Raw genomic sequence first — 22,924 nt, 5'->3', positions numbered from 1 at the left:
TATCCCGAGGCCCATCGATGAATCTCGATTTCTCCCCGCAAGAGCTGCAATTCCGTGACGAGGTCCGTGCCTGGATCAAGGAAGCCTTCGACCCCGGCCTCAAGGCCCTGATGGCGCGCACCAAGAATGGCTATCTCGACAAGGAGGGCCAGGTACGCTGGCAGAAGAAGCTGTTCGAGCGTGGCTGGGCCGCGCCGAACTGGCCCGAGGAGTATGGCGGCCCGGGCTGGTCCCCGGCGCAGCGCTACCTGTTCCAGGCCGAGACCGCCGCCGCCGGCTGCCCGACCGTGTCGCCGATGGGCCTGAAGATGGTGGCACCGGTGATCATGAAATACGGCAGCCCCGAGCAGAAGGCGCGTTTCCTGCCGCCCATCCTGCGCTCTGACATCTGGTGGTGCCAGGGCTACTCCGAACCCAACTCCGGCTCCGACCTGGCCTCCCTGCAGATGCGCGCCGAGCGCGGCCGGGACCAGGACGGCGAACACTACATCCTCAACGGCTCCAAGATCTGGACCACGCACGCGCAGTGGGCCGACTGGATGTTCTGCCTGGTGCGCACCAGCCGCGACGCGCGCCGCCAGGACGGCATCTCCTTCGTGCTGGTGGACATGCGCACGCCCGGCATCACGGTGGCATCGCTGCCCACGCTCGATGGCCCGGTCGAGGGCCAGCAGGAAGTCAACCAGGTCTTCTTTGAAGATGTGCGCGTGCCGGCGGAAAACCGCATCGGCGAGGAAGGCCTGGGCTGGACCTACGCCAAGTACCTGCTTGAGTTCGAGCGCGGCGGCAGCTACGGCCCGATGCTGCGCCAGCAACTGGCCAAGGTGGCGCGCATCGCGGAAAAGGAGCCCGGCGAGGATGGCGGGCGCTTGCTCGACGATCCGGGTTTTCGCCGCAAGCTGGCCGAGCTGCACGTGCGCGCGGCCGCGCTGGAGGCGAGCGAGCTGCGGCTGTTTTCCAACGTGAGCTCGGGCACCTCGATCGGCGCCGCATCCAGCATGCTCAAGCTGGTGGGCACCGAGACCATCCAGGCCATCAGCGAGCTGGCGGTGGAAGCGGCCGGCCCGTACGCGCTGCCCTTCGTGCAGGATGGCTGGGGCGAATTGCAGGGTCGCGCCACGGGCCCGCAGGCGGGCCCCGACTACGCCGCGCCGCTGGCGCCGCGCTACTTCAACTACCGCAAGGCATCGATCTACGCCGGCTCCAACGAGATCCAGCGCAACATCATCGCCAAGCTGGTGCTAGGGCTGTAAGCCAGCTCAGTGCAGCAGCCCGCCAGCCGGGCTGCGTGCCTGCCCGGCGCACTGGCCAGCAGCCGGCATCTCACGGTCACCGCAATCCTCGCAGCCCGTGCACTCGACAAAGGGCACGGCCGGCTGGCCGGCGTCCACGTCCTCGCCGGCTGCCAGCGCCTCGGTCACCGTGGCCCGGATCGATTCCGCCTTGAACAGCAGGCGCAGGGCGATGTCGGCGCCACGGCTGGCCGCCACGCGCGCGATGAAGGCCCGGCGCGCCGGTTCGCCCAGCGTGGCGACGTGCGCGGCTTCGCACAGCACATGCCATGCGGCCGGCTGGCCGTCGAACTGTTGCCGGCGGCGCAGCAGGGTGGCATCGATGGCCGCGGCGATTTCCGCGTCCCTTGCGGTGTGACTGGACATGGTGCTCTCCTGAGCGGGAAACTGGGGTTAGCGCCAGGCGCCGGCCGCGCCACGATCGTTGCCGCCCTGGCCGCTGCCCGCCTGGAACCTGGCGCCGCGCTGGCGGGCGGCGTGGATGGCTTCGCTCTTTTTGCTGACCTGCAAGCGCTGGTACAGCAGCGCGACGTGGCTCTTCACGGTTGCCACCGAGATATTGAGCAGGCGGCCCACGGTCTTGAGCGGATAGCCGTGCGAAAGCAAGACCAGCACCTCGTACTGGCGCGGCGTGAGCTTCAACATGCGCGCCTCGTCGCGCAGCAGGTCGATGCGCCCGCCTTCCGTCGCCAGCGCCTGCAACGGCGCCGAAGGATGCGGAGCCAGGGCGCCGCGCCAACGCGTGTCGTCGGCCAGCACCAGCCGGATCGCTGCCTCGATTGCCACCAGCGACGACGATTTGGGCAGCCACGTGCAGATGCCCCATGCCAGGCCCGCAGGCAAGACGGGCGGCAACGTGCCCTCGACCAGCAGCAGCAGGTACTGCGCCGACAGCACGGCGCGCGCGGTTTCCAGCAATTCCCGCGCGCGATCCTGCAACTGCGGCACGCCGAGGACCACCAGCGCAATGTCGTTCAACTGCCCTTGCAGCATGGCGAGATCCGACGGGTCCACGCAGATCACGTGGCCAAAACCCTCGAGGCCATCAAGCATGCGCAGCAGGCCAAGCCGCAAGAGCGGGTTATCCTCAATCAGGAGTGCGTTCATGACACTGCGCCTCCACGCGATCTGTTGCTTTTCGGTTTCATCTGCTCCCCTCGGCAACGGCATGCCCATCCGGCCAGGCCGGTACTCGCGGTAACGTTGTCACAGGCAATACTGCAAGCCGTGTGCCAGCGACGAGGCTGTTCGCGAGAGGGTGCGGGAGGGAATGCGGGCGCTGCAGCGCGGGCCGACGATGGCAGGCGCCATCAGGCTTTGCGGGGGATGGATGCGAGCAGGAAGGATTTGGCGGGACGCACCGCCGGCCGCGAGCGCGGTGGGCCGGCGCCCAGCTGCGTGTTACGCGTTACGTAACGCGTTCCGTGGGACAGCGGGTAGCATCCACGGATGCATGTGCCGCGATGATCACCGGCTTCTCTCCCATCACTCCCATCACTCCCATCTCAGCCATGAAACGGGTGAGACGGGAGCGGAAAGTAACGAGCGCCTGGCTTTCTTATGCGCCCGCCTCAGTTGACCCGCCGGTTGTACCCTTCCCAATACGGCTCGCGCAGCTTCCTGCGCAGCAGCTTGCCGGACGGGTTGCGCGGCAGCGCATCGACAAACTCGATGCTCTTGGGGATCTTGTAGCCGGCCAGCCGCTCGCGCGCCCAAGCCGCAATGCTGTCGCGATCAGGCGCCTGCCCTGGGCGCGGCACGACAATGGCCTTGACCGCCTCGCCCCATTTTTCGTCGGGCACGCCGATCACGGCCACATCCGCCACCTGCGGGTGGCCATAGATCGCGCTCTCGACCTCGGCGGGATACACGTTCTCGCCGCCGCTGATGATCATGTCCTTGACCCGGTCGTGAATGTAGACATAGCCCTCGGCATCGAGAAAACCCGCGTCGCCGGTGCGTAGCCAGCCTTCGGCGTCGATGGTGCGCGCGGTCTCGTCGGGCTGCTTCCAGTAGCCGGCCATATTCTGCGGCGAGCGGATCATCAGCTCGCCAACTTCGCCCGGCGGCAGGCGCCGGCCTTCCCAGTCCACCACCACCACTTCCACGTCGGGCAGCGGCTTGCCAGCGGCCCGCATGCGCGGCACGTCGTCGGTGGTATGGTCTTCCGGCGGCAGTGCCACCACCGTGCCGGTGGTCTCCGTCATGCCGTACTGCTGCGCAAACCCGCAGCCGAAGACTTCGATGCCCTCGCGCAGCAACGCCGCCGGGATTGGCGCCGCGCCATAGAGCAAGGTTTTCAGGCGCGAGTAATCGATGCGGCGCGCACGCGGATCGCGCAGCACGAACTGCATCGCGGCCGGCACCAGGAACAGCTTGCTGATGCGCTCGCGCTCAAAGAAGTCCAGCACCGCGCCGGGATCGAAATCACGCGCCACCACGCCTTTGGCCCCCGCGAGCAAGCTGCGCAAGCCCCAGCCCGAGCCACCGATATGCGCCACCGGCATGGCCACCAGCGAGACATCGTCGTCCGTCCAGCGCGACCACGAGATATCTGCAGCACGCCCTTGGGGCGGCCGGTGGTGCCCGACGTATAGAGCTGCAGCACCACGTCATGCGCGGCGGGCTGGTGCGCCGGTGGCGTGGGCGCATGCGCGTCGCGCCACGTCACGTAGGCGGGCCAGCCTGGCTGGCCGCCTTCCATGGCGATCACCTCGCGCACCAGTGGCAGCGTGGGCAGCAGCTTGCGCACCAGCTCCGCCGACTCCGGCCCGACGAACAGCAGCGCGGCATCGGAATGGCCAACGATATAGCCCACCTCCGGCGGCGCCAGGCGCCAGCTCGCGGGCGCCATCACGGCGCCCATCTTGGCCGCGCCTAACCACAGCTCAAAGTAGTGATCGCAGTTCTTGCCGATATAGCCAATGCGCTCGCCCGGCCCGATGCCCGCCGCAGCCAGCGCCTGCGCCACGCTATCGGTCTGGCGGTCCAGCTGCGCATACGTGGTGAGCCTGCCCTCGAAGGCATAAGCCACCGCATCGGGCCGCCGCTGCGCAAAGTGGCGCAGCGCATGCGGCAGTGTGGTCAGGTAACTGAAATCCATCGGCGCCTCCTTCTCTCGGTCCTGCTGCATGCGCACGTCCTTTTCGTTATTTGAGCTGCCGCATCAGCGCGGGCCCATGCGGATGGCGCCATCGAGCCGCACCGCTTCGCCATTGAAATAGCTGTTGCGGCACATCTCCAGCGCGAGCGAGGCAAACTCTTCCGGCGCGCCGAGCCGCTTGGGGAACGGCACCGAGGCGGCCAGCGCGGCCTTGACGTGTTCCTGCGCGCCTTGCAAGAGCGGCGTATTGAAGATGCCGGGCATGATGGTGTTGACGCGAATGCCTTCGCCGGACAGGTCGCGCGCAATCGGCAGGGTCATGCCAACCACGCCGGCCTTGGAGGCGGAGTACGCCGCCTGGCCCATCTGCCCGTCCTGCGCCGCCACCGAGGCGGTATTGATGATGACACCGCGGTCGCCGTCGCACGCGTCCAGCGTGAGCATGCCGGCGGCCGAGCGCGCCAGGCAGCGGAACGAGCCGATCAGGTTGATCTGGATGATGCGCTCGAACGCATCCGAGGCGAAGAAGCGGATCTGGTCCGGCGCTTCCTTCGCACGCGATGCGGTCTTGATGGCGTTGCCGGTGCCGGCGCAATTCACCAGGATGCGTTCCTGGCCGAGCGCTGCGCGCGCCTTGGCGAAGCCGGCTTCGACCTCGGCTTCCGAGGTCACGTTGACCTGGCAGAACACGCCCCCGAGCTCACGCGCCACAGCCTCGCCCTTTTCCGCGTTCATGTCGAACAGCGCAACGCGCACGCCGTGCGCCGCCAGCGCGCGCGCGGTGGCTTCGCCCAGGCCCGAAGCGCCGCCCGTGATCACCGCCGTTACCGATGCATTGAGTTCCATCTTGTCTCCACGTCTTCTTGATAGGTACCGAACCATTCCCCGTCGCCCGTCGGCGCGCAACGGCGGAATGCCTGAGTCCGGCTAGCCGAAAAAACAGGCTTGCCGGCGTGGTATGGAGATTCGGGGATGACGGCGCGCAACGCATCGTCGGAAGCGACGAATGCATGCAAGCGTGAGTACGCCAACGCGCGGCGGCGCGAATGCTGCTGCCCACGGGACATGCCCGCGGGCAGCAGCACTAGCCAACTGAAGAAGAAACGGAAGAAGAAACGGGAAACGGCGGCCGGCCTAGCGCCGCGTTGCCAGGTGATACAGCGCCAGCAGGATCACGGCGCCCAGCACGGCGCCGACAAAGCCGGCGGACTGCCCGGGCCGGTACCAGCCCAGCGCCTGCCCAAGGAAGGTCGCGGCCAGCGAGCCGACGATGCCCAGGCCGGCGGTCAGGAAGAAGCCGCTCGGGCTGCGCCCGGGCGTGAGCATGCGCGCCACCAGCCCGGCGAGAAAGCCGATGAGAATGACCCAGATCAGGTGCATGTCATGCCCTCCTGACAGCGCTTAGCGCGGCTCACTTGCAAGCCTTGCCGTGGTCCGCATGGAAGCCTTGCGCGGTGGCATCGGCTTCACTCATGTAGGCGCCGTTCTTGGTCTTGCCGTAGTACTTCGTGCCGGGGCAGTGATAGACCTTGGAAGTCTTGTTGGCCCATACCTGGCCAGGGCCGCCACCCGGGGCGGCGGCGGCGGGCGCGGCGGGCTTGGCCATCGGCATGGAGGCGGCGGGCGCCATCGGCTTGGCCATCGGCGTGGCGGCAGCGGGAGCGGCGGGAGTGGCCGGCGTGGCTTGAGCGCGCGCCAGGTGCGGAATCGAGGCAAAGAGCGCTGCGCTCAGCAGCATGGGCAAGCCGACGCGCCGGCCGAACGAGGCAGTCGAGGCGCTAACGGCGGACAAGGCGGTAACGGCTTTCATAGCATTCATGACAGGCTCCTGCGGTAACAATGCCATTGGGACAACGAAACGACAGGGCTGCAACCAGCCGCAACCCGACCGACACGCAATACCTCACTCAACGGCCCGCACCGCCACTCCGTTGACCGCGAACGGCAGGAACGGGCATGCGGCCATGGTACGCCCACCGCACGTCACCCGTGCGCTGCGGCCAGGAAACGCGCCACACCAGCGCGCTGTGTGGCCGACAAGGCCTATTGCGGCGCTGCACGAATCCACCCCCGTGTGCGGTATCCGCAATGCGCTACAGTATCGAGCATCCCCCCGGCGTTGCCCGGGCACTCTCTACCCGCATGGGAAGACGCTCGTGATCAGGTTCCAACCAACATTCCCAGCCGCATGCCGGCCTGGCACGTTGCTGCTGCTGATGCTCTGGCTCGCGCTGGCCACGCTGGCGGCGGGCCCGGCACTGGCGGCACCGCCCGGGCTGGCTTCGCTGGCGGCGGTCGTCAAAGCCGAGTCCGTGCCGGCCTCGCAGCCCGCGGCCAGCGAGCCGCTCGCGCAGTCGCTCGACCAGGTCATCACCACGCTGCAGAACGACAAGGACCGCAAAGCCTTGGTCGAGCAGCTGCGGACGCTGCGCAAGGGCGTCGGCGCTGCCAGCGCCGCGTCGGCGCCGGCGCCGGGCCTGCTCGGGGCGCTGGCCGAGGCGGTCGACCATCTCGACGCGTCGCTCGCCAAGGACAAGGGGCCATGGCATTACTGGCGCTGGCGGATCGAATTCGCCGGCGAGGAATGGCTGGCCGCGCTGACCATCAACGGGACCCGCTCGCCATGGCGATCGGCGCGAGAGTTCGCCACCGTGCTCGCAGCCTGGTTCTTCTCTGGCTGGCTGCTACGGGAGGCAGTGAGAAGGGTACGCAACCGGCGCCTGCGCCGCGCGGTGCGCCATGAGTTGCCCGCGGTGCCGTCGTGGATGGACGTCGGGCTTTACATGCTGCGCAGGGTGGCGCCGTGGGTGGTGGCCTTCGCCCTGGCGATGCTGCTATCGAGCGGGGTGTTCGGGGGCTCGCCCGCCAGCGTAGCCGGCATGGTGATTGCCTATTCGGTGGTGGCCGGCGCCGTGATGGGCGCGGTGTGCCAGGTCATCTTCGCGCTGTTCATCTCGGCCCACCGCGCGCACGCGGTGCGCGACCTGCTGCTGCACTCGCGTGGGCTGCTGTTCGCCACCGGCGCGCTGGCGGCGCTGGGCGACGTCACCACCGACCCGCGCGCGATCGCCTCGCTCGGCACCAACCTGTCGGCGCTGATCTCCACCGTGGCCAACATCGCCGCGGCGCTGCTGATCGGCGCCTTCACGCTGCGTTTTCGCCGCCAGATCGGCCAGATCATCAGCAACCGGCCGCTGGCTTTCCGCCAGGGGCACCCCGCCGTCATGGACCTGTTGCGCCTGGTGGGCGCAAGCTGGCACCTGCCGGTGCTGGCGGTGGTGGTGGCCTCGGTGGCCGGCACCGTGCTGGCCACCGGCTACGCTGACGTCTTCCTGCGCCGCACCGTGGCCTCGGTGGCGCTGTTCGTCGCCGCGCTGATGCTGACGCTGATCACCGGGCGTTCGCCCAAGGCCACGCACCGCGCGCCGCGCTTTCGCGACCGCCAGCGCTCGGCCTACCTGGCACGCTTCGGGCGCTTTGCGGTGGCGCTGGTGCGGGTGGTGATCTGGTTCGCCTACTTCGAGCTGGCCAGCCGTATCTGGGGTGCCTCGCTGGTCTCGGTCATTGAATCCACGGCAGCCGGCAAGCGCATCGGCGAGGCCGTGTTCAGCGTGACCAGCACCGTGCTGCTGTCGTGGCTGCTGTGGCTGCTGATCGATACGGCCATCACCCAGACGCTGACGCCAGCGTACGGGCGCGGGCAGGCGCCCAGCCTGCGCGCCAGGACCATCCTGCCGCTGGTGCGCAATGCCTTGTTCGTCGCGCTGCTGGTGATCACGCTGATCGTGGTGCTGGCCAACCTCGGCGTCAACGTGACGCCGCTGCTCGCCGGCGCCGGCGTGGTCGGCCTGGCCATCGGCTTTGGCGCGCAAAGCCTGGTTCAGGACCTGATCACCGGCCTGTTCATCGTGGTGGAGGATTCGATCGCCATCGGCGACTCGGTGGAACTGCCCGACCATATCGGCACGGTGGAGGCCATGACCATCCGCACGGTCAAGCTGCGCGACGGCAAGGGCGCGCTGCATATACTGCCCTACAGTCAGATCAAGGCCATCAAGAACATGTCGCGCGGCTATGCCTTTGCCGTGTTCAACATCGGCGTGGCGTATGGCAACGATCTCGACCAGGCCATCGAGCTGATCCGGGAGACCGGTGCCGAAGTGGCGCGCGACTTCCGCTACGCGCGCAACCTGCTGTCGGGGCTCGACATCCTCGGCCTCGATCGCTTCGACCCGAACGGCTCGGTGGTGCTGGCGCAGTTCAAGACCCGTCCCCTGACCCAGGCGGAAATCACGCGCGCGTTCAACGCGCGGCTAAAGCGGAAGTTTGACCAGCACGGCGTCAGCATGGTCACGCAGCGGGTGACGGTGCAGGTCGAAGGCGGCCTGGGGGTCACACCGGCCCAGGCCACGGAGGCCGAGCAAGCCACTGAACTGGCAGCCGGCGCCGGGGGCGCTGCCGCGCTCTCGAAGGGGGCGCCCGGACCCAGCTGAGCCGCTTGAATCACTATGCGGCGCACAAAGCGCACGCAGAAACGGGTACGCCCCGCGCGGCCGTGCCCGGCTTCCCGGGCATTTCGGTACTGTAATAATTTTTAATATTTGCCCAGGCGACATTCCCTGTTTGCGAAGTTATGCCCGCGTCCGCATAATGCCGCCACACGGAACGCGCTGCGCTGGCGTACCGTGCAACCAGGCGCCTGACCCAGGCCGGTGGCAACCGCCACATCGGAGCCGGTCAGAGCAAGCCAGCCGTACCAGCGGACCAATAAAAAGAGCAGAAGCAGGATCGGGCGAAAGCCACCGGGGAAAACACTATGGGCGAACATCCGTCGGCGGATGAAGACTTCCATCGTCTGATCGATTCGATCTACGAATCGGCGCTTGACGTCACAGCCATGCCAGCCGCGCTGGACCTCTTTTCCAGCTATACCGACACTGAAAGCCCGCATTACCTGGTCTGGGACAAGCTGTCCGGGCAAGCCCGCCTCGGGGTTACCCCGCATGGCTGCTTCTCGGCGCAGGGCACCTACGTGCCGGAGGGCCTGCATGCGCTAGCCAGCCTGCCCAAGCGCGCGCTCGCTGGCGATCACGCGGGCGACCCGCAGGACGGCGCGCCCTGGCAAGCCCCGGCCCATGGCACCGACCTGGAGCATGGCATCCGCCTGCTGGATACCGCCGAAGTCTGCGTGCTGATGGGCGGCACCGGCCGCGGTGGCCGGCTGGATACCAGTTTCGACGGGGCTGAGGGCTTGAGCCACCGCAGCAAGCGGCTCTCGCGTGTGCTGCCGCACTGGGCCCGCGCCGCGCGCATGCAACAGCGCAACTTCGAGCTGAGCGGCCTGGCGGCCCTTGGCCTGGCCGGGCTGGATACGCTCGACTTCGGCGTGATGGTGCTGCAAGCCGATATGCGCGTGCGCTACGCCAATATCTGGGCCGAGGCGCTGGTACAGGCCGACAGCCAGCTCGCGCTGGAAAACGGCGTGCTCAAGGCCCACGACCAGACCCTGCGCACCACCCTGCACAAGCTGCTCGACCGCGCCATGCAATGCCGCGGTGGCGACGCGGCGGCCGGCTCATGGATGCACATTACGTCCGGCGGCCAGCCGGTGCCCATCATCGTGCTGCCGCTGGTGGCGCGCCAGCCCGTGGAAGGCCCGTGGCAACTGCCGTTCGCGATGGTGCTGATGGGCAATTCGGAATCGCGATCGGTACTCGACAGCTCGGTGCTGACATCGCTGTTCGGTCTGTCGCGCAAGGAAAGCCTGGTCGCCATCCGTCTCGCCGCGGGCGAAACCCTCGCCGAGATCGCCGATCACGAATTCGTCTCGCCGCACACCGTGCGCGTGCATATCCGCGACATCCTGCGCAAGACCGGCACCCATCGCCAGAGCGAGCTGGTGCGCCTGCTGCACCTGCTGCCGGGCGTGGCGCTGGAGCGCGCCGGCGCGGCGCGTGGCGGCCGCACGCCCGCCTGATCCGCCCGCCTGATCCGCCCGCCTAGCCAACCACGGCGCGCGCGACCTCCAGCAAACGCTGCACCTGCCGGTCATCGCTATCGGTGGACGTGGCCAGCGCGATGCCGATGCGCGCTGCCGGCCGCGGGCTGGTCAGCCGCAGGAAACGCACGCGCCGGTTGATGTAGCGCGCCGCCACGCTAGGCACCAGCGCCACCCCCAGCCCGCTTTCCACCAGGCTGACAATGGTCTGCACCTGCACCGCCTCTTGCGTCACACGCGGAACGAACCCCGCTTGCTGGCACAGCAGCATGGCGATGGCCTGCAGGTTGGGCACTTCGGCGCTGGGATGCATGATGAACGGTTCCGCGGCGAGCGCCTTGAGCGCAATCGCATCGCGCTGTGCAAAGCCGCTATCGGCGGGCACCGCGGCCACGAACTCGTCGTTCTCCAGCGGCATGAGCGTATAGCCGCCGCTATGCAAGATGGGAAAGCGCACCAGCCCGGCATCGAGCTGATGGCGTTCCAGCCGGTCCAGGATCGACGCCGAGGTGGACTCATGCAGGATCAGCTCAATCCCCGGGTGCGCTGCCCGGAACGCCGGGATCAGCTTGGGCAGCAAGGCGTAGGTAGCCGAGCCGACAAAGCCCACGCGCAGCGCGCCGCGCTCGCCATGCGCCGCCGCCAGCGCCGCCGCGCGAGCCTGGCCGGCATGGAACAGCGCCGCCGCGCGTCGTGCAGCGCGGCCTCGCCGGCCTGGGTCAGCCGCACCCCGCGCGAGGTGCGCACGAACAGCGGCGTGCCGAGCGCGTCTTCGAGCTTGCGGATCGAGATGGAGAGCGGCGGCTGCGCCATGTGCAGGCGCTCGGCCGCACGGTGGAAGTTGCCGGTTTCGGCCAGGGCCACGAACTGTTGAAGTTGACGAAGGTCCACGCTGATATTCGCATCGATATGCAGAAGATATCGAACCCCAAAAATCTAATATTAGACGCAAACGTCCCGCCTGATCTACCCTGTTGCATCGGACCTGCGCCCGGCCACCCGGCCCGGCGGCGGCCGGCACAAGAACAGACAGGAGACACCCAGGCATGTTGCCCCTCTCAGGCATCCGCGTGATCGACCTATCCACGGTCGTGATGGGCCCTTACGCCAGCCAGTGGCTGGCCGACCTCGGTGCCGAAGTGATCAAGGTGGAGCCGCCCGAAGGCGACTCCACGCGGCGCACCGGCCCGGCCACCGAAGACGGCATGTCGGCCATCTTCCTGGGCGTGAACCGCAGCAAGAAGAGCGTGGTGCTCAACCTCAAGCTGCCCGCGGCGCAGGCCGCGCTGGAGCGCCTGCTAGCCAGCGCCGATGTGTTCATGCACAGCATGCGGCCGCAGAAGCTGGCGGGCCTCGGGCTGGACCCCGCCGGCGTGATGGCGCGCCACCCCCGCCTGGTCTACGTGAGCTTGCTGGGTTTTGCCGAGGACGGCCCCTATGGCGGCCGCCCGGCCTACGACGACATCATCCAAGGCCTGTCCGGCAATGCCGCGTTGATGGCCGCGCAGACCGGCACCATGCGCTACTTCCCCACCATCGCGGCCGACAAGACCAGCGCTCTGGTGGCGGCGCTGTCGATCTCGGCCGCCATTGCCGGGCGCGAGCGCCAGGGCGGCAAGGGCGCGCTGGTGGAAGTGCCGATGTTCGAATCGATGGTGGCCTTCAACCTGGTCGAGCATCTCTATGGCCAGCACTTCGAGCCGCCGCGCGGGCCCACCGGCTATCCGCGCGTGCTGGCGCCGCTGCGCCAGCCTTACCAGAGCGCCGACGGCCATGTCTGCATGATGCCGTACACCGATGCGCACTGGCACGACTTCTTCACCGCCGCGGGCCGGCCCGACCTGGCCGCCGACCCGCGCTTTGCCGGCATCGCCGCGCGCACGCAGCATATCGAAAGCCTCTACGAGCTGACCGGCGAGATCGTGCGCACGCGCACCACCAGCGCCTGGCTGGCGCTATGCGAAACGCTGCAGATCCCGGTGGCGCGCGTCAACCAGCTCGCCGCGCTGGTGGATGACCCGCACCTGCGCGCAACTGGCTTCTTCGACACGCTGGACGACCCGGCCATGGGCACGCTGCGCTTTACCGGCGCGCCGGTGCGTTTCGACGGCGAGCGCGCGACCCCCGCGCTGCCGCCACGCCTGGGCCAGCACACCCGCAGCCTGCTTGGCGAGGCTGGCCTGAGCAGCGAGCAGATCGACGCGCTGGGCCAGGACGGCGCGGCCTATTGTGCGCCGCCGGCCACTAATGCCTAACCCTGACGCATTCCCGCTCCTAACATAAAGGAAGCCGGCCGCCGATGGCGGCCCTCACCAGGAGACGCCGTGCCCCATACCCAACTCCCCCGCCTCGGCCAGGGTTTTTATTGGCAAGACATCAAGGAGGGCCAGGCCTTCCAGACCTTCCGCCGCACGGTGACCGAGACCGACCTCGTCAACTTCATCTCGGTCACCGGCATGCTGGAGGCGATCTTTATCGAGGCGGGCCATGAGGGCGGCGCCATCCACGGCAGGCCCGTGCCCGCCGCGCTGACCTACGCCATGATCGAAGGCTTCATCCTGCAGACCATGATCCAGGGCACGGGGCTGGCCATGCTGGAGCTGACGCAGAAGATCCTTGCCCCGGTGCTCGTGGGCGACACCATCTGGGCCACGGTCACGGTGACCGGCATCCGCCCCACTTCGCGCAACGGGCGCGCGGTGGTGGACTCGGACATCGAAGTCTTCAATCAGCGCCATGAGCGCGTCATGACCTATTCCGCCCGGCGCCTGCTGGCCGGCCGCTGACGGCGGCGCACCCCCATGCGCCGGGACCGGGCACGGCCTGCCGTGCCATCCTGGCTTTCACGGAGACTCCTTTTTGACTTCCCTGCCCAGCACGTTCCAGCTGACCGCCTTGCCGCCGGCGGCGGCCGCCTTCCGGCGCGAGGTAAAGGCCTTCCTGGCCGAACACCTGCCGGCCCTGCCGCCCGAGATCCGTGCCCGCTCGTGGATGGGCTTCAACGCCGATTTCAGCCGCGCGCTGGCGCGCCGCGGGTGGGTGGGCATCACCTTGCCCGCGCAATATGGCGGCGCCGGGCTCGATCCGTTCTCGCGCTTCGTGCTGGTGGAGGAGCTCCTGGCCTGCGGCGCGCCAGTCTCGGCCCACTGGATCGCCGACCGCCAGAGCGGGCCACTGATCCTGCGCTACGGCAGCGATGCGCAGAAGGCGCTCTACCTCCCGCGCATCTGCCGGGGCGAGGCCTTCTTCTGCATCGGCATGAGCGAGCCCAATTCCGGCTCCGACCTGGCCAGCGTCGCGACCCGCGCCGTGCCCCAGCCGGATGGCGCATGGCGCTTGAACGGCCGCAAGATCTGGACGACCAACGCCGATCGCTGCCACTACATGCTGGCGCTGGTGCGCACCTCCGGCACGGGCGAGGACCGTCAGCGCGGCTTGTCGCAGGTCATCATCGACCTGTCCGCGCCGGGCGTGACCGTGCGCCCGATCCGCGACCTGACGGGCGACGCGCATTTCTCCGAAGTCAGCTTCGAGGACGTGATGTTGCCCGCAGCGGCGCTGGTTGGCCGAGAGGGCAGCGGCTGGGAGCAGGTCAACGCGGAGCTGGCCTTCGAGCGCAGCGGCCCGGAGCGGCTGTATTCCAGCGTGGTACTGCTCGACGCCTGGATCGCGGCGCTGCGCCGCGCGCCGGCCGCGCGGCGCGACACCGTCACCATCGGCCGGCTGGCTGGCAGGCTGGCAGTGCTGCGCGCCATGTCGCTGGCGGTGACCGCACGCCTTGCCGCAGGCGAAAGCCCGGTGGTGGAGGCCGCGCTGGTCAAGGACCTGGGCACGGAGTTCGAGCAGTCGATTCCGGCGCTGGCGGAGGCCGCGCTGGGCGATGACCCGCACCTCGCCGCCGATCCCGGCCTGTACCGCACCCTGGCCTACGTCAGCCAGGTCGCCCCGTCCTATTCGCTGCGCGGTGGCACGCGCGAGATCCTGCGCGGCATGATCGCCCGGGGCCTTGGCCTGCGCTGAACCGGAATCCCCCATGCATAACGCTTACTCGGACGCGCTCGACACCGTGCTGCGCGACTGTTGCACCCCCGCCGTCATCCGCGCCATCGAGCGCGCGGAAGACCACCTGCCCCTGTGGCAATCATTGCAAGACAGCGGCTTTGCCGATTGCCTGCTGCCCGAGGCCGCCGGTGGCGCGGGCTTGCCGCTGGACGAACTGGCGCCGGTATTGTTTGCGCTGGGCCGCCACGCACTGCCCTTGCCGCTGGGCCAGACCGTGTTCGCGCGTGCGCTGCTGCACGCCGCCGGGCTGGCGGTGCCGGCCGAGCCCATCGCGCTGGCGAGCTTCGACACGGAAATAGGTGCCACGGATGCGGCCCTGGTCGCGGGCGGCGCGCAAGCGGCTTGGTTCCTGGTGCAGCAAGGCACGCAGTGCGTACTGCTGCCACGGGCCCGCGCGCACGTCCGCCCGACTGGCGTCCATGCGGATCTGGCCGTGGTCCTGCCCCGCCCCCCCGGATGGGCTGCCTTTGTTCACGCTGCCCGCAGGCACGCTGCGCCAGATTGGCGCCTGCCTGCACGCTGTGCAACTGGCCGGCGCCATGTCGCATGTGTTCGACATGACCCTGCGGTACGCCAACGATCGCCAGCAGTTCGGCCGCGCCATCGGCAAGTTCCAGGCAATCCAGCACCAGGTCAGCGTGATGGCCGAGCATGTCACCGCCGCGCGCATGGCCGCGCAGATCGCCTGCGCCGGCGGCGGCTGGCGGCCGGACCCGCTGCGCGCGGCCATCGGCAAGCTCAACGCCAGCGAAGCGGTCACGCCGGTGGCCGCCATCGCGCATGCCGTGCACGGCGCCATCGGCATCACCGAGGAGTACGACCTGCAGATCTACACCCGTCGCCTGCATGCCTGGCGGCTGGCGGACGGGTCGCAGACTTACTGGGCAAGGGTGGTGGGCGAGGCTGTGTGCGGCCAGCCCGGGACGGGCGTGGTCGATATGGCGCGAAGCTGGAGCACCGACGCGGCCTGAGCCCCGGCCGCGGCCGGCCAGGATCAGCCGGCGTCGGGCTCGCTGCGCAGCAGGCTCCAGCACAGGCGAACCAGTTCGTCCTCCAGGGCTGGGCTGCCTAGCAAGGGTGAGCGCTCCAGCGCGGCCGAGCGCACCACCCCGAACAAGGCCCGTGTGAGCACGAACATCTGGGCCGGGGCGGGCAAGCGCAGCGCGCTCATGCCCAGGGCCTGCAACTGCGCGCCGATCCGTTCGCTGGCCAGGCGCAGCGCCGCCACGGCGTCCTCATCCCGGTCATGGCGCCAGGCCAGGCGGGCCAGCGCGCGGCTTTGCGCGTCGTAGCCGCCGAAGCTGATCACATAGGCCTGCACGTAGGCCCGCAGCGCGGCGCGCGCGGCTTGCTGCTCCGGCAGGCCCGCCGGCATGGCAGCCAGGCGTTCGGCCAGCATCGTTTCCAGGGCTACCATGGCCGCCTCGCGCTGTTGCTCGATCAGGGCGCGGCCAATCGCCGCACGGTCGGCAAAGTACTGGTAGAGCGAGCCAACCGAGACCCCCGCCAGCGCAGCGATCTGCTCGGTGCCGGGCTCGGGCTGGCCGCGCATCTCGTGTTCGGCGAACAGCCTCGCCGCGGCTTGCAAGATGGCTTGGACGGTATGCTGGGCGCGCTGCTGCGAGGGCTGGCGGCGCTTCGGCGGTTCGGTGGCGGCGGGCATGACGGAATCTGAGGAGAAAGCGAATTGGCTGCGACGCGGCAAGCCGATAGATTGTCGCACGATGCCCCGAGCACGGGCTAACCGGACAAAGCCCCGATCATGCACGCCACCTCCTTGCCTTCACCCGTTTCGCCCCCGTCGGCGCTGCCGACATGCTGGCGTACCGCGGCCGGGCACCGGCATCGCGGCAACGGGTCTTCCTGGCGGGGGACTACGTGAATGCCCCCCTTCACGGACGCTGCCGCGGCCACCGGATTGTGGGCCGCGCAGGCCGTCATGCGGGCGGTGTCATCCACCGCCCGCGCGGGCTGACGCTGCCGTGCCCGCTCACGCCGCCTTGCGATGCCGGCGTTCCGGCTTGCATTCGTACTTGGATTCGCGCCGGCCATCTTCATAGGCCACTTCCAGGCGCACCGTAAAGCCCCACAGCCGCGTGACGTGGCGGATCACCTCGTCGAAGTTCTGCGCCAGCGGGCGCCGGTCGTTCTGCAGGTGGCGCAAGGTCAGGGAGCGGTCTCCGCCCACATCCACATTGGTGATCTGGATGTTGGGCTCCATGTTCGACAGGTCGTACTGGTTGGCCAGCAACTGGCGGATGTTCCGGTAGCCCTCATCGTCATGGATGGCGGTCACGCGCAGCTTGCCTTCGCGGTCGTCGTCGAGCACCGAGAACAGCTTGAGCTCGCGGATCACGCGTGGCGACAGGAACTGCAGCAGGAAGCTCTCGTCCTTGAAGTTGCGCATGGCGAAGTCGAGCGTCTTGCGCCAGTCGCTGCCGGCAAATTCCGGCGCCCAGCGGTAATCTTCCTCGGTCGGGTGCTCGCACATGCGGCGCAGGTCCTGGAACATCAGGAAGCCCACGGTGTACGGGTTGAGGCCGCTGTAGTACGGGCTATTGTAAGGCGGCTGGTAGATCACGTTGGTGTGCGCCTGCAGCAGCTCCATCATGAAGGCATCGTTGACCAGGCCTTCCTCATACAGCTGGTGCAGGATGGTGTAGTGCCAGAACGTGGCCCAGCCTTCGTTCATCACCTTGGTCTGGCGCTGCGGATAGAAGTACTGCGCGATCTTGCGCACGATGCGCACGATCTCGCGTTGCCACGGCGCCAGCTTGGGCGCGTTCTTCTCGATGAAGTAGAGCAGGTTTTCCTGCGGCTCCGGCGGAAAGGCGGCGTCGCGCTCGAAGCCTTCGTCGTCCTCCAGCGCGTGCGCACGGTGCTTGGGCAGGGTGCGCCACAGGTCATTGACCTGCGTCTGCAGGTAATTCTCCCGCTCGGTCTGGCGCGCCTGCTCCTCGGCGATGGAGAGCTTCTTGGGCCGCTTGTAGCGGTCCACGCCGTAGTTCTGCAGCGCATGGCAGGAATCGAGCAGCGTCTCCACCTCCTGCTCGCCATAGCGTTGCTCGCATTCGGCTACGTAGTTCTTGGCGAACAGCAGGTAGTCGATGATGGCGTCGGCGTTGGTCCAGGTGCGGAACAGGTAGTTGCCCTTGAAGAAGGAGTTGTGGCCGTAGCAGGCGTGCGCGATGGTCAGCGCCTGCATGGGCATGGTGTTCTCCTCCATCAGGTAGGCGATGCAGGGATTGGAGTTGATGACGATCTCGTAGGCCAGGCCCATGTGCCCGCGCTGGTAGCTGCGCTCGGACGCGAGGAAATGCTTGCCGTACGACCAATGGCTATAGCCCACCGGCAGGCCGGACGACGCATAGGCATCGAGCATCTGCTCCGCGGTAATGATCTCAACCTGGTTGGGATAGGTGTCCAGACCGAAATCGCCGGCAATGCGTGCGATTTCGCGGTCATAACGCTGGATCAGCTCGAAGGTCCACTCCGAGCCGGTAGAGAGATATGCCATTTACGACCCCCGTTGCGGGTGAAGCTAGGGTTGCTCCCCTCTCCCGCACAGCGGGAGAGGGGAAAACACCTGCAAAAAAACCAGGGCGACTTCAGCGGCTGGATGGCCATGCCGCTTTCTTCTGGAACAGGTCATGCAGCACAGGGTAGATCTCGTCCGCCCCGATGATGCGCTGCATCGCGAAGTTCTCATGCCGGTCCTTGACCGCCAGATACTCTTCCCACAGGTTCTGCGGCTCCTCCGAAGCCACCTCCACATAGGCGTAGTACTGCACCAGCGGCAGGATGGCCTCACGCAGCAAACGCCCGCACAACTCCGAGTCGCCCGCCCAGTTGTCGCCGTCCGAGGCCTGGGCGCAGTAGATATTCCACTGGCTGGCGGGATAGCGGTCGTGAATCACATCTACCATCAGCTTGAGCGCGCTCGATACGACCGTACCACCGGATTCGCGTGAATGGAAGAAATCTTCCTCGTTCACTTCCTTCGCCACCGTGTGATGGCGAATGAACACCACGTCGATGCGATCGTAGTTGCGCTTGAGGAAGAGGTACAAGAGCATGAAAAAGCGCTTGGCGAGATCCTTGCGGCTCTCATCCATGGACCCCGAGACATCCATCAGGCAGAACATCACCGCCTGCGCCTGCGGGCGCTTTTTCAGCACGCGGTTGTTGTAGCGCAGGTCGAGCTTCTCGATAAAGGGCACGCGTTCCACGCAGGCGCGCAGGTGACGCATTTCCTTCATCAGCTCCAGCGCCCGTGCCGAGTAAGGCCCGTCCTGCTCCAGCACCTCGCCGTACTCCTGCTCCAGCAGCGCGAGCTTTTTCTGGTAAGGACTGGACAAGGCAATGCGCCGCCCCAGCGAGCTTCGCATGGTGCGCAGGATGGACAGGTTGGACGGGGTGCCGTCGATGGAAAAGCCGGCCCGGACCTTGCGGACCTCGGCGATCTTGGCAAGGTGGCGCTTGGCCATGTCCGGCAGCGCCATGTCCTCGAAAAAGAAGTTGAGGAAATCCTCGCGCGACAGGCTGAAGACGAAATCATCCTCGCCTTCACCCGAATCGCTCGCCTTGGACCCGCCTCCACCACCGCCTTGCTGCTGGCGGTCGAAGCTGTCCCCCCGGACGAACTTCTTGTTGCCCGGGTGGATCCACTCCCGCCGGCCGCCCTGGCCGTGGTGAAAGGCTGGCTCGGAGATGTCCTTGACCGGAATGGACACCTGCCCGCTCTGCTCGATGTCCATGATCTTCCGGCCGGACACCGCCTTCGCTACCGCCTGGCGGATCTGTTCGCGGTAGCGTTTGATGAAGCGTTGCTGGTTGACGGCACTTTTGTTGCCGCCGTTCTCGCGCCGATCGATGACCGTGGCCATATGCTTGCCCTCGTCTAGAGGCCTCGTTCAGGCGCCGTTACGATGATTTTCTTACGCGCAAATACCACTCCACTAGTAAGCGAACCTGCTTCGCGGTGTATCCCTTCTCAACCATGCGGTTGACGAAGTTCGCGTGCTTGTCCTGATCCTCGCGAGAGGATTTTGCGTTGAACGAGATCACGGGCAGCAAGTCTTCGGTGGTGGAGAACATGCGCTTCTCGATCACCATGCGCAACTTCTCGTAGCTGGTCCACGCGGGGTTCTTGCCCGCGTTGTTGGCCCGCGCGCGCAGCACGAAGTTGACGATCTCGTTGCGGAAGTCCTTGGGGTTGGATATCCCCGCGGGCTTCTCGACTTTTTCAAGCTCGTCGTTCAACGCGTTGCGATCGAGAATCTCGCCGGTATTCGGGTCGCGATATTCCTGGTCCTGGATCCACAGGTCGGCAAACACCACGTAGCGATCGAAGATGTTCTGGCCATATTCGGAGTACGACTCCAGGTAAGCGGTCTGGATCTCCTTGCCGATGAACTCCACGAACGGCGCGGTCAGATACTCCTTGATGTAAGACCGCAGCTTGGCTTCCTGTTCCGGCGGGAACTGTTCGCGCTCGATCTGTTGCTCGAGCACATAGAGCAGGTGCACGGGATTGGCCGCCACCTCGGTGTTGTCGAAGTTGAAGACCTTGGACAAGACCTTGAAGGCGAAACGCGTGGACAAGCCATTCATGCCTTCGTCGATGCCGGCGTAGTCGCGATACTCCTGGTAGGACTTGGCTTTCGGGTCGACATCCTTCAGGCTCTCGCCGTCATAGACCCGCATCTTGGAGAAGATGTTGGAATTCTCCGGCTCCTTGATGCGGGTGAGCACGGCGAACTGTCCCATCATCTTCAAGGTGTTGGGCGCGCAAGGCGCGGCCGACAGCGAACTGCTGCGCATCAGCTTGTCGTAGATCTTCACCTCGTCCGACACGCGCAGGCAGTACGGCACCTTGACGATGTAGATCCGGTCGAGGAAAGCCTCGTTGTTCTTGTCGGCCTTGAAGGTGGTCCACTCGGCTTCATTCGAGTGCGCCAGGATGATGCCGTCGAAGGGGATCGCGCCGAAGCCCTCGGTACCCTTGTAGTTGCCTTCCTGGGTGGCCGTCAGCAAGGGGTGCAAGACCTTGATCGGTGCCTTGAACATTTCCACGAATTCAAGCAACCCGCGGTTGGCCAGGCACAGCCCGCCCGAGTACGAATAAGCATCCGGATCGTCCTGCGGGAAATCCTCCAGCTTGCGGATATCCACCTTGCCGACCAGCGATGAAATGTCCTGGTTGTTCTCGTCGCCCGGCTCCGTCTTGGAGATCGCGATCTGCGACAGCACCGAGGGGCGCAGCTTGACCACGCGGAAGCGCGTGATGTCGCCGTTGAACTCGTGCAGGCGCTTGACCGCCCAAGGCGAGGCAATGGTGTTGAGATAGCGCACCGGGATGCCGTAGTCCTCTTCCAGGATCTTGCCGTCTTCTTCGGGTGCGAACAGCCCGAGCGGCGACTCGTGGATCGGCGAGCCCTTCAAGGCGTAGATGGGAACCTGCTCCATCAGCGCCTTGAGCTTCTCCGCCAGGGAGGACTTGCCGCCTCCGGGAGGCCCGAGCAGGTAGAGGATCTGCTTGCGCTCCTCGAGTCCTTGCGCGGCGTGCTTGAAGAAGGCGACGATCTGCTCGATCGTGTCTTCCATGCCGTAGAACTCGCGGAAGGCCGGATAAATCCTGATGACCTTGTTGAAGAACAGGCGGGACAGCCGAGGGTCGTGGTGAGTGTCCACCAGTTCAGGCTGACCAATGGCGGCGAGCATGCGCTCGGCCGCGGTCGCATAGGCCGAAGGATCCTTCTTGCAGATATCCAGGTACTCCTGGATGCTGTATTCCTCTTCCTTGCGACCTTCGAAGCGTGTGGCGTAGTGGCCGAAAATGTCCATACCTCACTCCCGTCAGAGACCCGTCCGAGGCGAAGGTAGATCTACTACAACTCAAGATCTCGCGGCAGCTTGTGCGGCTCCGCCACCCCGGCTTGGCGGTGCTGCCATGTTGCGAAATCTTTACTTCATCATAGTCAAATAACGGCGAAGGCTGAGAGTCGGTTGACGAACTTTGCTACTGCGCAACGGATAAGTCCGGCTCACCGTGCTACCACTCCAGGCCCCACTCGCGACGGGCATTTGAACCATGTCTTGTGACACACATTACACCTTTCCGTTATTCCCTGCACACCTGCTTTTGTAACGGAAAACGCGCCTGATCCCCCGCAACCCGCGCCGCACGGGGCTTTGCGGCCAGCCTACCTCCAACGTACTACGACGTAGGCATGAGAGGCTGACCGCATCGTCCCGGGCACGCATCACAGCGTGCGTGCCACCAGTTCCTTCATGATTTCGTTGGAACCGCCATAAATCTTGCTGACCCGCGCGTTCGCATACATGCGCGCGATCGGGTATTCGAGCATGTAGCCGTACCCGCCATGCAGTTGCAGGCATTCGTCGATGATCTCGCAGTTCTTCTGCGAGCACCACCACTTGGCCATGGCCGCGGTGGGCGCATCGAGCTCGCCTGCCAGCAAGCGCACCATGCAATCATCGACGAACGTAGCGGCGATGGTTGCCTCGGTCTTGCACTCCGCCAGCTTGAAACGCGTATTCTGCATATCGATCAGCGGTTTTCCAAACACCTGCCGCTCGCGTACGTAGTCGGTGGTGAGCTCGATCGCGCGCTGCATGCTTGCCACGGCACCGAGCGCGATGATCATGCGCTCCTGCGGGAGTTGCTGCATCAGTTGGTAGAAGCCCTTGCCCTCTTCGTCGCCAAGCAGGTTTTCCACCGGCACGCACACATCGTCGAAGAACAGCTCGGCGGTGTCCTGGCCTTTCTGCCCGATTTTCTCCAGAATGCGGCCGCGCCTGAAGCCGGGCTGGTCCCGGGTCTCGACCATGATGAGCGAGACCCCTTTCGTGCCGGCATCGGGATCGGTCTTGGCTACCACGCAAACGAGGTCGGCGTGGTAGCCATTGGTGATGAAGGTTTTTGCACCGTTGATGCGATAGATGTCTCCGTTCTGGGTCGTCTCACGCACCGCTCGGGTGCGTACCGACTTCAGGTCCGAGCCCGCGCCGGGCTCCGACATGGCGATGGCGGCCACCATGGCGCCTGACGCCATCTGAGGCAGCCATTTGCGCTTCTGCGCCTCGGTACCGTAGTTGAGCAAGTAATGGGCCACGATGCCGCTATGCACGCCGTTGCCCAGGCTGGTGGCGATGGCGCGTGCCATTTCGTTACAGATCACCGCCTCGTGCGCAAAGTTCCCGCCGCCGCCGCCGTACGCCTCGGGAATGCTGGCGCACAACAGGCCGACCTCGCCGGCACGGTTCCAGACTTCGCGGTCGATGTAGCCGCGCTCCGCCCAGCGCGCCTCGTTCGGCACCAGCTCGCGCTCCACGAAGCGGCGTACGGTGTCCTGGAACATGACCAGGTCTTCGCTCATCCAGGGCACCTTGCGGGCTGCCATCGCCATGTTCTTGTCGGAATTTCCCATGCTGTTCTCCTTCCTT

At 66.5% G+C, this 22,924-nt stretch carries 19 protein-coding genes and 2 pseudogenes; 7 read left to right on the top strand and 14 right to left on the bottom strand.

The window, feature by feature from the left end:
- Positions 1-17: 17 nt before the first annotated feature.
- Positions 18-1,253 carry an acyl-CoA dehydrogenase family protein gene (locus tag OR16_RS20935; protein WP_006159954.1) on the top strand — a complete coding sequence of 412 codons (1,236 nt, stop codon included), beginning with the start codon at positions 18-20 and terminating at the stop codon, positions 1,251-1,253.
- Positions 1,254-1,259: 6 nt separating this feature from the next.
- Here the strand turns inward: OR16_RS20935 and OR16_RS39920 are convergent, their stop codons facing one another.
- The 6 genes and pseudogenes from OR16_RS39920 to OR16_RS20905 form a co-directional block, all read right to left on the bottom strand.
- The gene (locus OR16_RS39920; protein ID WP_006159953.1) at positions 1,260-1,658 is read right to left on the bottom strand and encodes a DUF7696 family protein; all 399 of its coding nucleotides are present in this window, start codon (positions 1,656-1,658) and stop codon (positions 1,260-1,262) included.
- A gap of 27 nt (positions 1,659-1,685) precedes the next feature.
- Positions 1,686-2,399 (bottom strand): helix-turn-helix transcriptional regulator, encoded by a 714-nt coding sequence (locus tag OR16_RS20925; RefSeq protein ID WP_006159952.1) that lies wholly within the window; start codon positions 2,397-2,399, stop codon positions 1,686-1,688.
- 464 nt (positions 2,400-2,863) lie between these two features.
- A pseudogene (locus OR16_RS47765) lies at positions 2,864-4,395 on the bottom strand (fatty acid--CoA ligase).
- A 63-nt stretch (positions 4,396-4,458) separates the two neighbouring features.
- Positions 4,459-5,241, bottom strand: a complete 783-nt coding sequence (locus OR16_RS20915) for an SDR family NAD(P)-dependent oxidoreductase (RefSeq protein WP_006159951.1) — start codon at positions 5,239-5,241, stop codon at positions 4,459-4,461.
- A gap of 288 nt (positions 5,242-5,529) precedes the next feature.
- Positions 5,530-5,775, bottom strand: coding sequence for a GlsB/YeaQ/YmgE family stress response membrane protein (locus OR16_RS20910; RefSeq protein WP_006159950.1), 246 nt, complete (start codon positions 5,773-5,775; stop codon positions 5,530-5,532).
- Positions 5,776-5,806: 31 nt separating this feature from the next.
- On the bottom strand, positions 5,807-6,214 hold the full coding sequence (locus OR16_RS20905) for a hypothetical protein (protein ID WP_006159949.1): 408 nt from the start codon (positions 6,212-6,214) through the stop codon (positions 5,807-5,809).
- 397 nt (positions 6,215-6,611) lie between these two features.
- Here OR16_RS20905 and OR16_RS20900 point away from each other — a divergent pair, with 397 nt between their 5' ends.
- A complete protein-coding gene (locus OR16_RS20900) occupies positions 6,612-8,888 on the top strand; it encodes a mechanosensitive ion channel family protein (protein ID WP_050983049.1) in 2,277 nt (758 codons plus the stop codon).
- Between the two features lie 101 nt (positions 8,889-8,989).
- Here the strand turns inward: OR16_RS20900 and OR16_RS44130 are convergent, their stop codons facing one another.
- Positions 8,990-9,247: a hypothetical protein gene (locus OR16_RS44130; protein WP_158001379.1), complete on the bottom strand. Its 258-nt coding sequence runs from the start codon at positions 9,245-9,247 to the stop codon at positions 8,990-8,992.
- Here OR16_RS44130 and OR16_RS20895 point away from each other — a divergent pair.
- Complete coding sequence (locus tag OR16_RS20895) at positions 9,212-10,372, top strand: helix-turn-helix transcriptional regulator (protein WP_006159947.1); 1,161 nt, start codon at positions 9,212-9,214, stop codon at positions 10,370-10,372. The genes OR16_RS44130 and OR16_RS20895 overlap by 36 nt on opposite strands.
- Positions 10,373-10,394: 22 nt before the next feature.
- Here the strand turns inward: OR16_RS20895 and OR16_RS20890 are convergent.
- Positions 10,395-11,284 (bottom strand): annotated as a pseudogene (locus OR16_RS20890) (LysR substrate-binding domain-containing protein).
- A gap of 155 nt (positions 11,285-11,439) precedes the next feature.
- Here OR16_RS20890 and OR16_RS20885 point away from each other — a divergent pair.
- The 3 genes from OR16_RS20885 to OR16_RS20875 all read left to right on the top strand — a co-directional run bounded on the left by OR16_RS20885 (position 11,440) and on the right by OR16_RS20875 (position 14,413).
- The gene (locus tag OR16_RS20885) at positions 11,440-12,648 is read left to right on the top strand and encodes a CaiB/BaiF CoA transferase family protein (RefSeq protein WP_006159946.1); all 1,209 of its coding nucleotides are present in this window, start codon (positions 11,440-11,442) and stop codon (positions 12,646-12,648) included.
- A gap of 69 nt (positions 12,649-12,717) precedes the next feature.
- The gene (locus tag OR16_RS20880; protein ID WP_006159945.1) at positions 12,718-13,179 is read left to right on the top strand and encodes a MaoC family dehydratase; all 462 of its coding nucleotides are present in this window, start codon (positions 12,718-12,720) and stop codon (positions 13,177-13,179) included.
- Between the two features lie 73 nt (positions 13,180-13,252).
- Complete coding sequence (locus tag OR16_RS20875; RefSeq protein WP_006159944.1) at positions 13,253-14,413, top strand: acyl-CoA dehydrogenase family protein; 1,161 nt, start codon at positions 13,253-13,255, stop codon at positions 14,411-14,413.
- Between the two features lie 121 nt (positions 14,414-14,534).
- Here OR16_RS20875 and OR16_RS48335 read toward each other — a convergent pair whose 3' ends face one another.
- Entirely contained in the window at positions 14,535-14,930 is a 396-nt protein-coding gene (locus OR16_RS48335; RefSeq protein WP_423739670.1) for a hypothetical protein, read from the bottom strand.
- Between OR16_RS48335 and OR16_RS48330 the strand changes: the two genes are divergently transcribed.
- Positions 14,923-15,426: an acyl-CoA dehydrogenase family protein gene (locus OR16_RS48330; RefSeq protein WP_423739669.1), complete on the top strand. Its 504-nt coding sequence runs from the start codon at positions 14,923-14,925 to the stop codon at positions 15,424-15,426. The genes OR16_RS48335 and OR16_RS48330 overlap by 8 nt on opposite strands.
- A gap of 23 nt (positions 15,427-15,449) precedes the next feature.
- Here OR16_RS48330 and OR16_RS20865 read toward each other — a convergent pair whose 3' ends face one another.
- From OR16_RS20865 to OR16_RS20845, 5 genes are all read right to left on the bottom strand, one after another.
- Positions 15,450-16,118, bottom strand: coding sequence for a TetR/AcrR family transcriptional regulator (locus tag OR16_RS20865; RefSeq protein ID WP_006159943.1), 669 nt, complete (start codon positions 16,116-16,118; stop codon positions 15,450-15,452).
- Between the two features lie 327 nt (positions 16,119-16,445).
- On the bottom strand, positions 16,446-17,972 hold the full coding sequence (locus tag OR16_RS20860) for a SpoVR family protein (RefSeq protein ID WP_006159942.1): 1,527 nt from the start codon (positions 17,970-17,972) through the stop codon (positions 16,446-16,448).
- A gap of 91 nt (positions 17,973-18,063) precedes the next feature.
- Positions 18,064-19,341, bottom strand: a complete 1,278-nt coding sequence (locus tag OR16_RS20855; RefSeq protein ID WP_006159941.1) for a YeaH/YhbH family protein — start codon at positions 19,339-19,341, stop codon at positions 18,064-18,066.
- Positions 19,342-19,378: 37 nt separating this feature from the next.
- Positions 19,379-21,301, bottom strand: a complete 1,923-nt coding sequence (locus OR16_RS20850) for a PrkA family serine protein kinase (protein WP_006159940.1) — start codon at positions 21,299-21,301, stop codon at positions 19,379-19,381.
- 419 nt (positions 21,302-21,720) lie between these two features.
- Entirely contained in the window at positions 21,721-22,908 is a 1,188-nt protein-coding gene (locus OR16_RS20845; RefSeq protein ID WP_043420494.1) for an acyl-CoA dehydrogenase family protein, read from the bottom strand.
- Between the last annotated feature and the right edge of the window lie 16 nt (positions 22,909-22,924).

The sequence above is a fragment of the Cupriavidus basilensis OR16 genome, assembly GCF_000243095.1.
Taxonomy (GTDB): domain Bacteria; phylum Pseudomonadota; class Gammaproteobacteria; order Burkholderiales; family Burkholderiaceae; genus Cupriavidus; species Cupriavidus basilensis_D.
Note: the sequence above shows the minus strand (reverse complement) of the source record. Positions and strands in the feature narration are given on the sequence as shown.

Coding starts and splice junctions, on each gene's coding strand:
- OR16_RS44130 (WP_158001379.1), bottom strand. CDS start 9,247: ATGGAAGTCTTCATCCGCCGACGGATGTTCGCCCATAGTGTTTTCCCC.
- OR16_RS20915 (WP_006159951.1), bottom strand. CDS start 5,241: ATGGAACTCAATGCATCGGTAACGGCGGTGATCACGGGCGGCGCTTCG.
- OR16_RS20935 (WP_006159954.1), top strand. CDS start 18: ATGAATCTCGATTTCTCCCCGCAAGAGCTGCAATTCCGTGACGAGGTC.
- OR16_RS20860 (WP_006159942.1), bottom strand. CDS start 17,972: ATGGCATATCTCTCTACCGGCTCGGAGTGGACCTTCGAGCTGATCCAG.
- OR16_RS20855 (WP_006159941.1), bottom strand. CDS start 19,341: ATGGCCACGGTCATCGATCGGCGCGAGAACGGCGGCAACAAAAGTGCC.
- OR16_RS20910 (WP_006159950.1), bottom strand. CDS start 5,775: ATGCACCTGATCTGGGTCATTCTCATCGGCTTTCTCGCCGGGCTGGTG.
- OR16_RS20895 (WP_006159947.1), top strand. CDS start 9,212: ATGGGCGAACATCCGTCGGCGGATGAAGACTTCCATCGTCTGATCGAT.
- OR16_RS20900 (WP_050983049.1), top strand. CDS start 6,612: ATGCTCTGGCTCGCGCTGGCCACGCTGGCGGCGGGCCCGGCACTGGCG.
- OR16_RS20865 (WP_006159943.1), bottom strand. CDS start 16,118: ATGCCCGCCGCCACCGAACCGCCGAAGCGCCGCCAGCCCTCGCAGCAG.
- OR16_RS20925 (WP_006159952.1), bottom strand. CDS start 2,399: ATGAACGCACTCCTGATTGAGGATAACCCGCTCTTGCGGCTTGGCCTG.
- OR16_RS20905 (WP_006159949.1), bottom strand. CDS start 6,214: ATGAATGCTATGAAAGCCGTTACCGCCTTGTCCGCCGTTAGCGCCTCG.
- OR16_RS20850 (WP_006159940.1), bottom strand. CDS start 21,301: ATGGACATTTTCGGCCACTACGCCACACGCTTCGAAGGTCGCAAGGAA.
- OR16_RS20845 (WP_043420494.1), bottom strand. CDS start 22,908: ATGGGAAATTCCGACAAGAACATGGCGATGGCAGCCCGCAAGGTGCCC.
- OR16_RS20885 (WP_006159946.1), top strand. CDS start 11,440: ATGTTGCCCCTCTCAGGCATCCGCGTGATCGACCTATCCACGGTCGTG.
- OR16_RS39920 (WP_006159953.1), bottom strand. CDS start 1,658: ATGTCCAGTCACACCGCAAGGGACGCGGAAATCGCCGCGGCCATCGAT.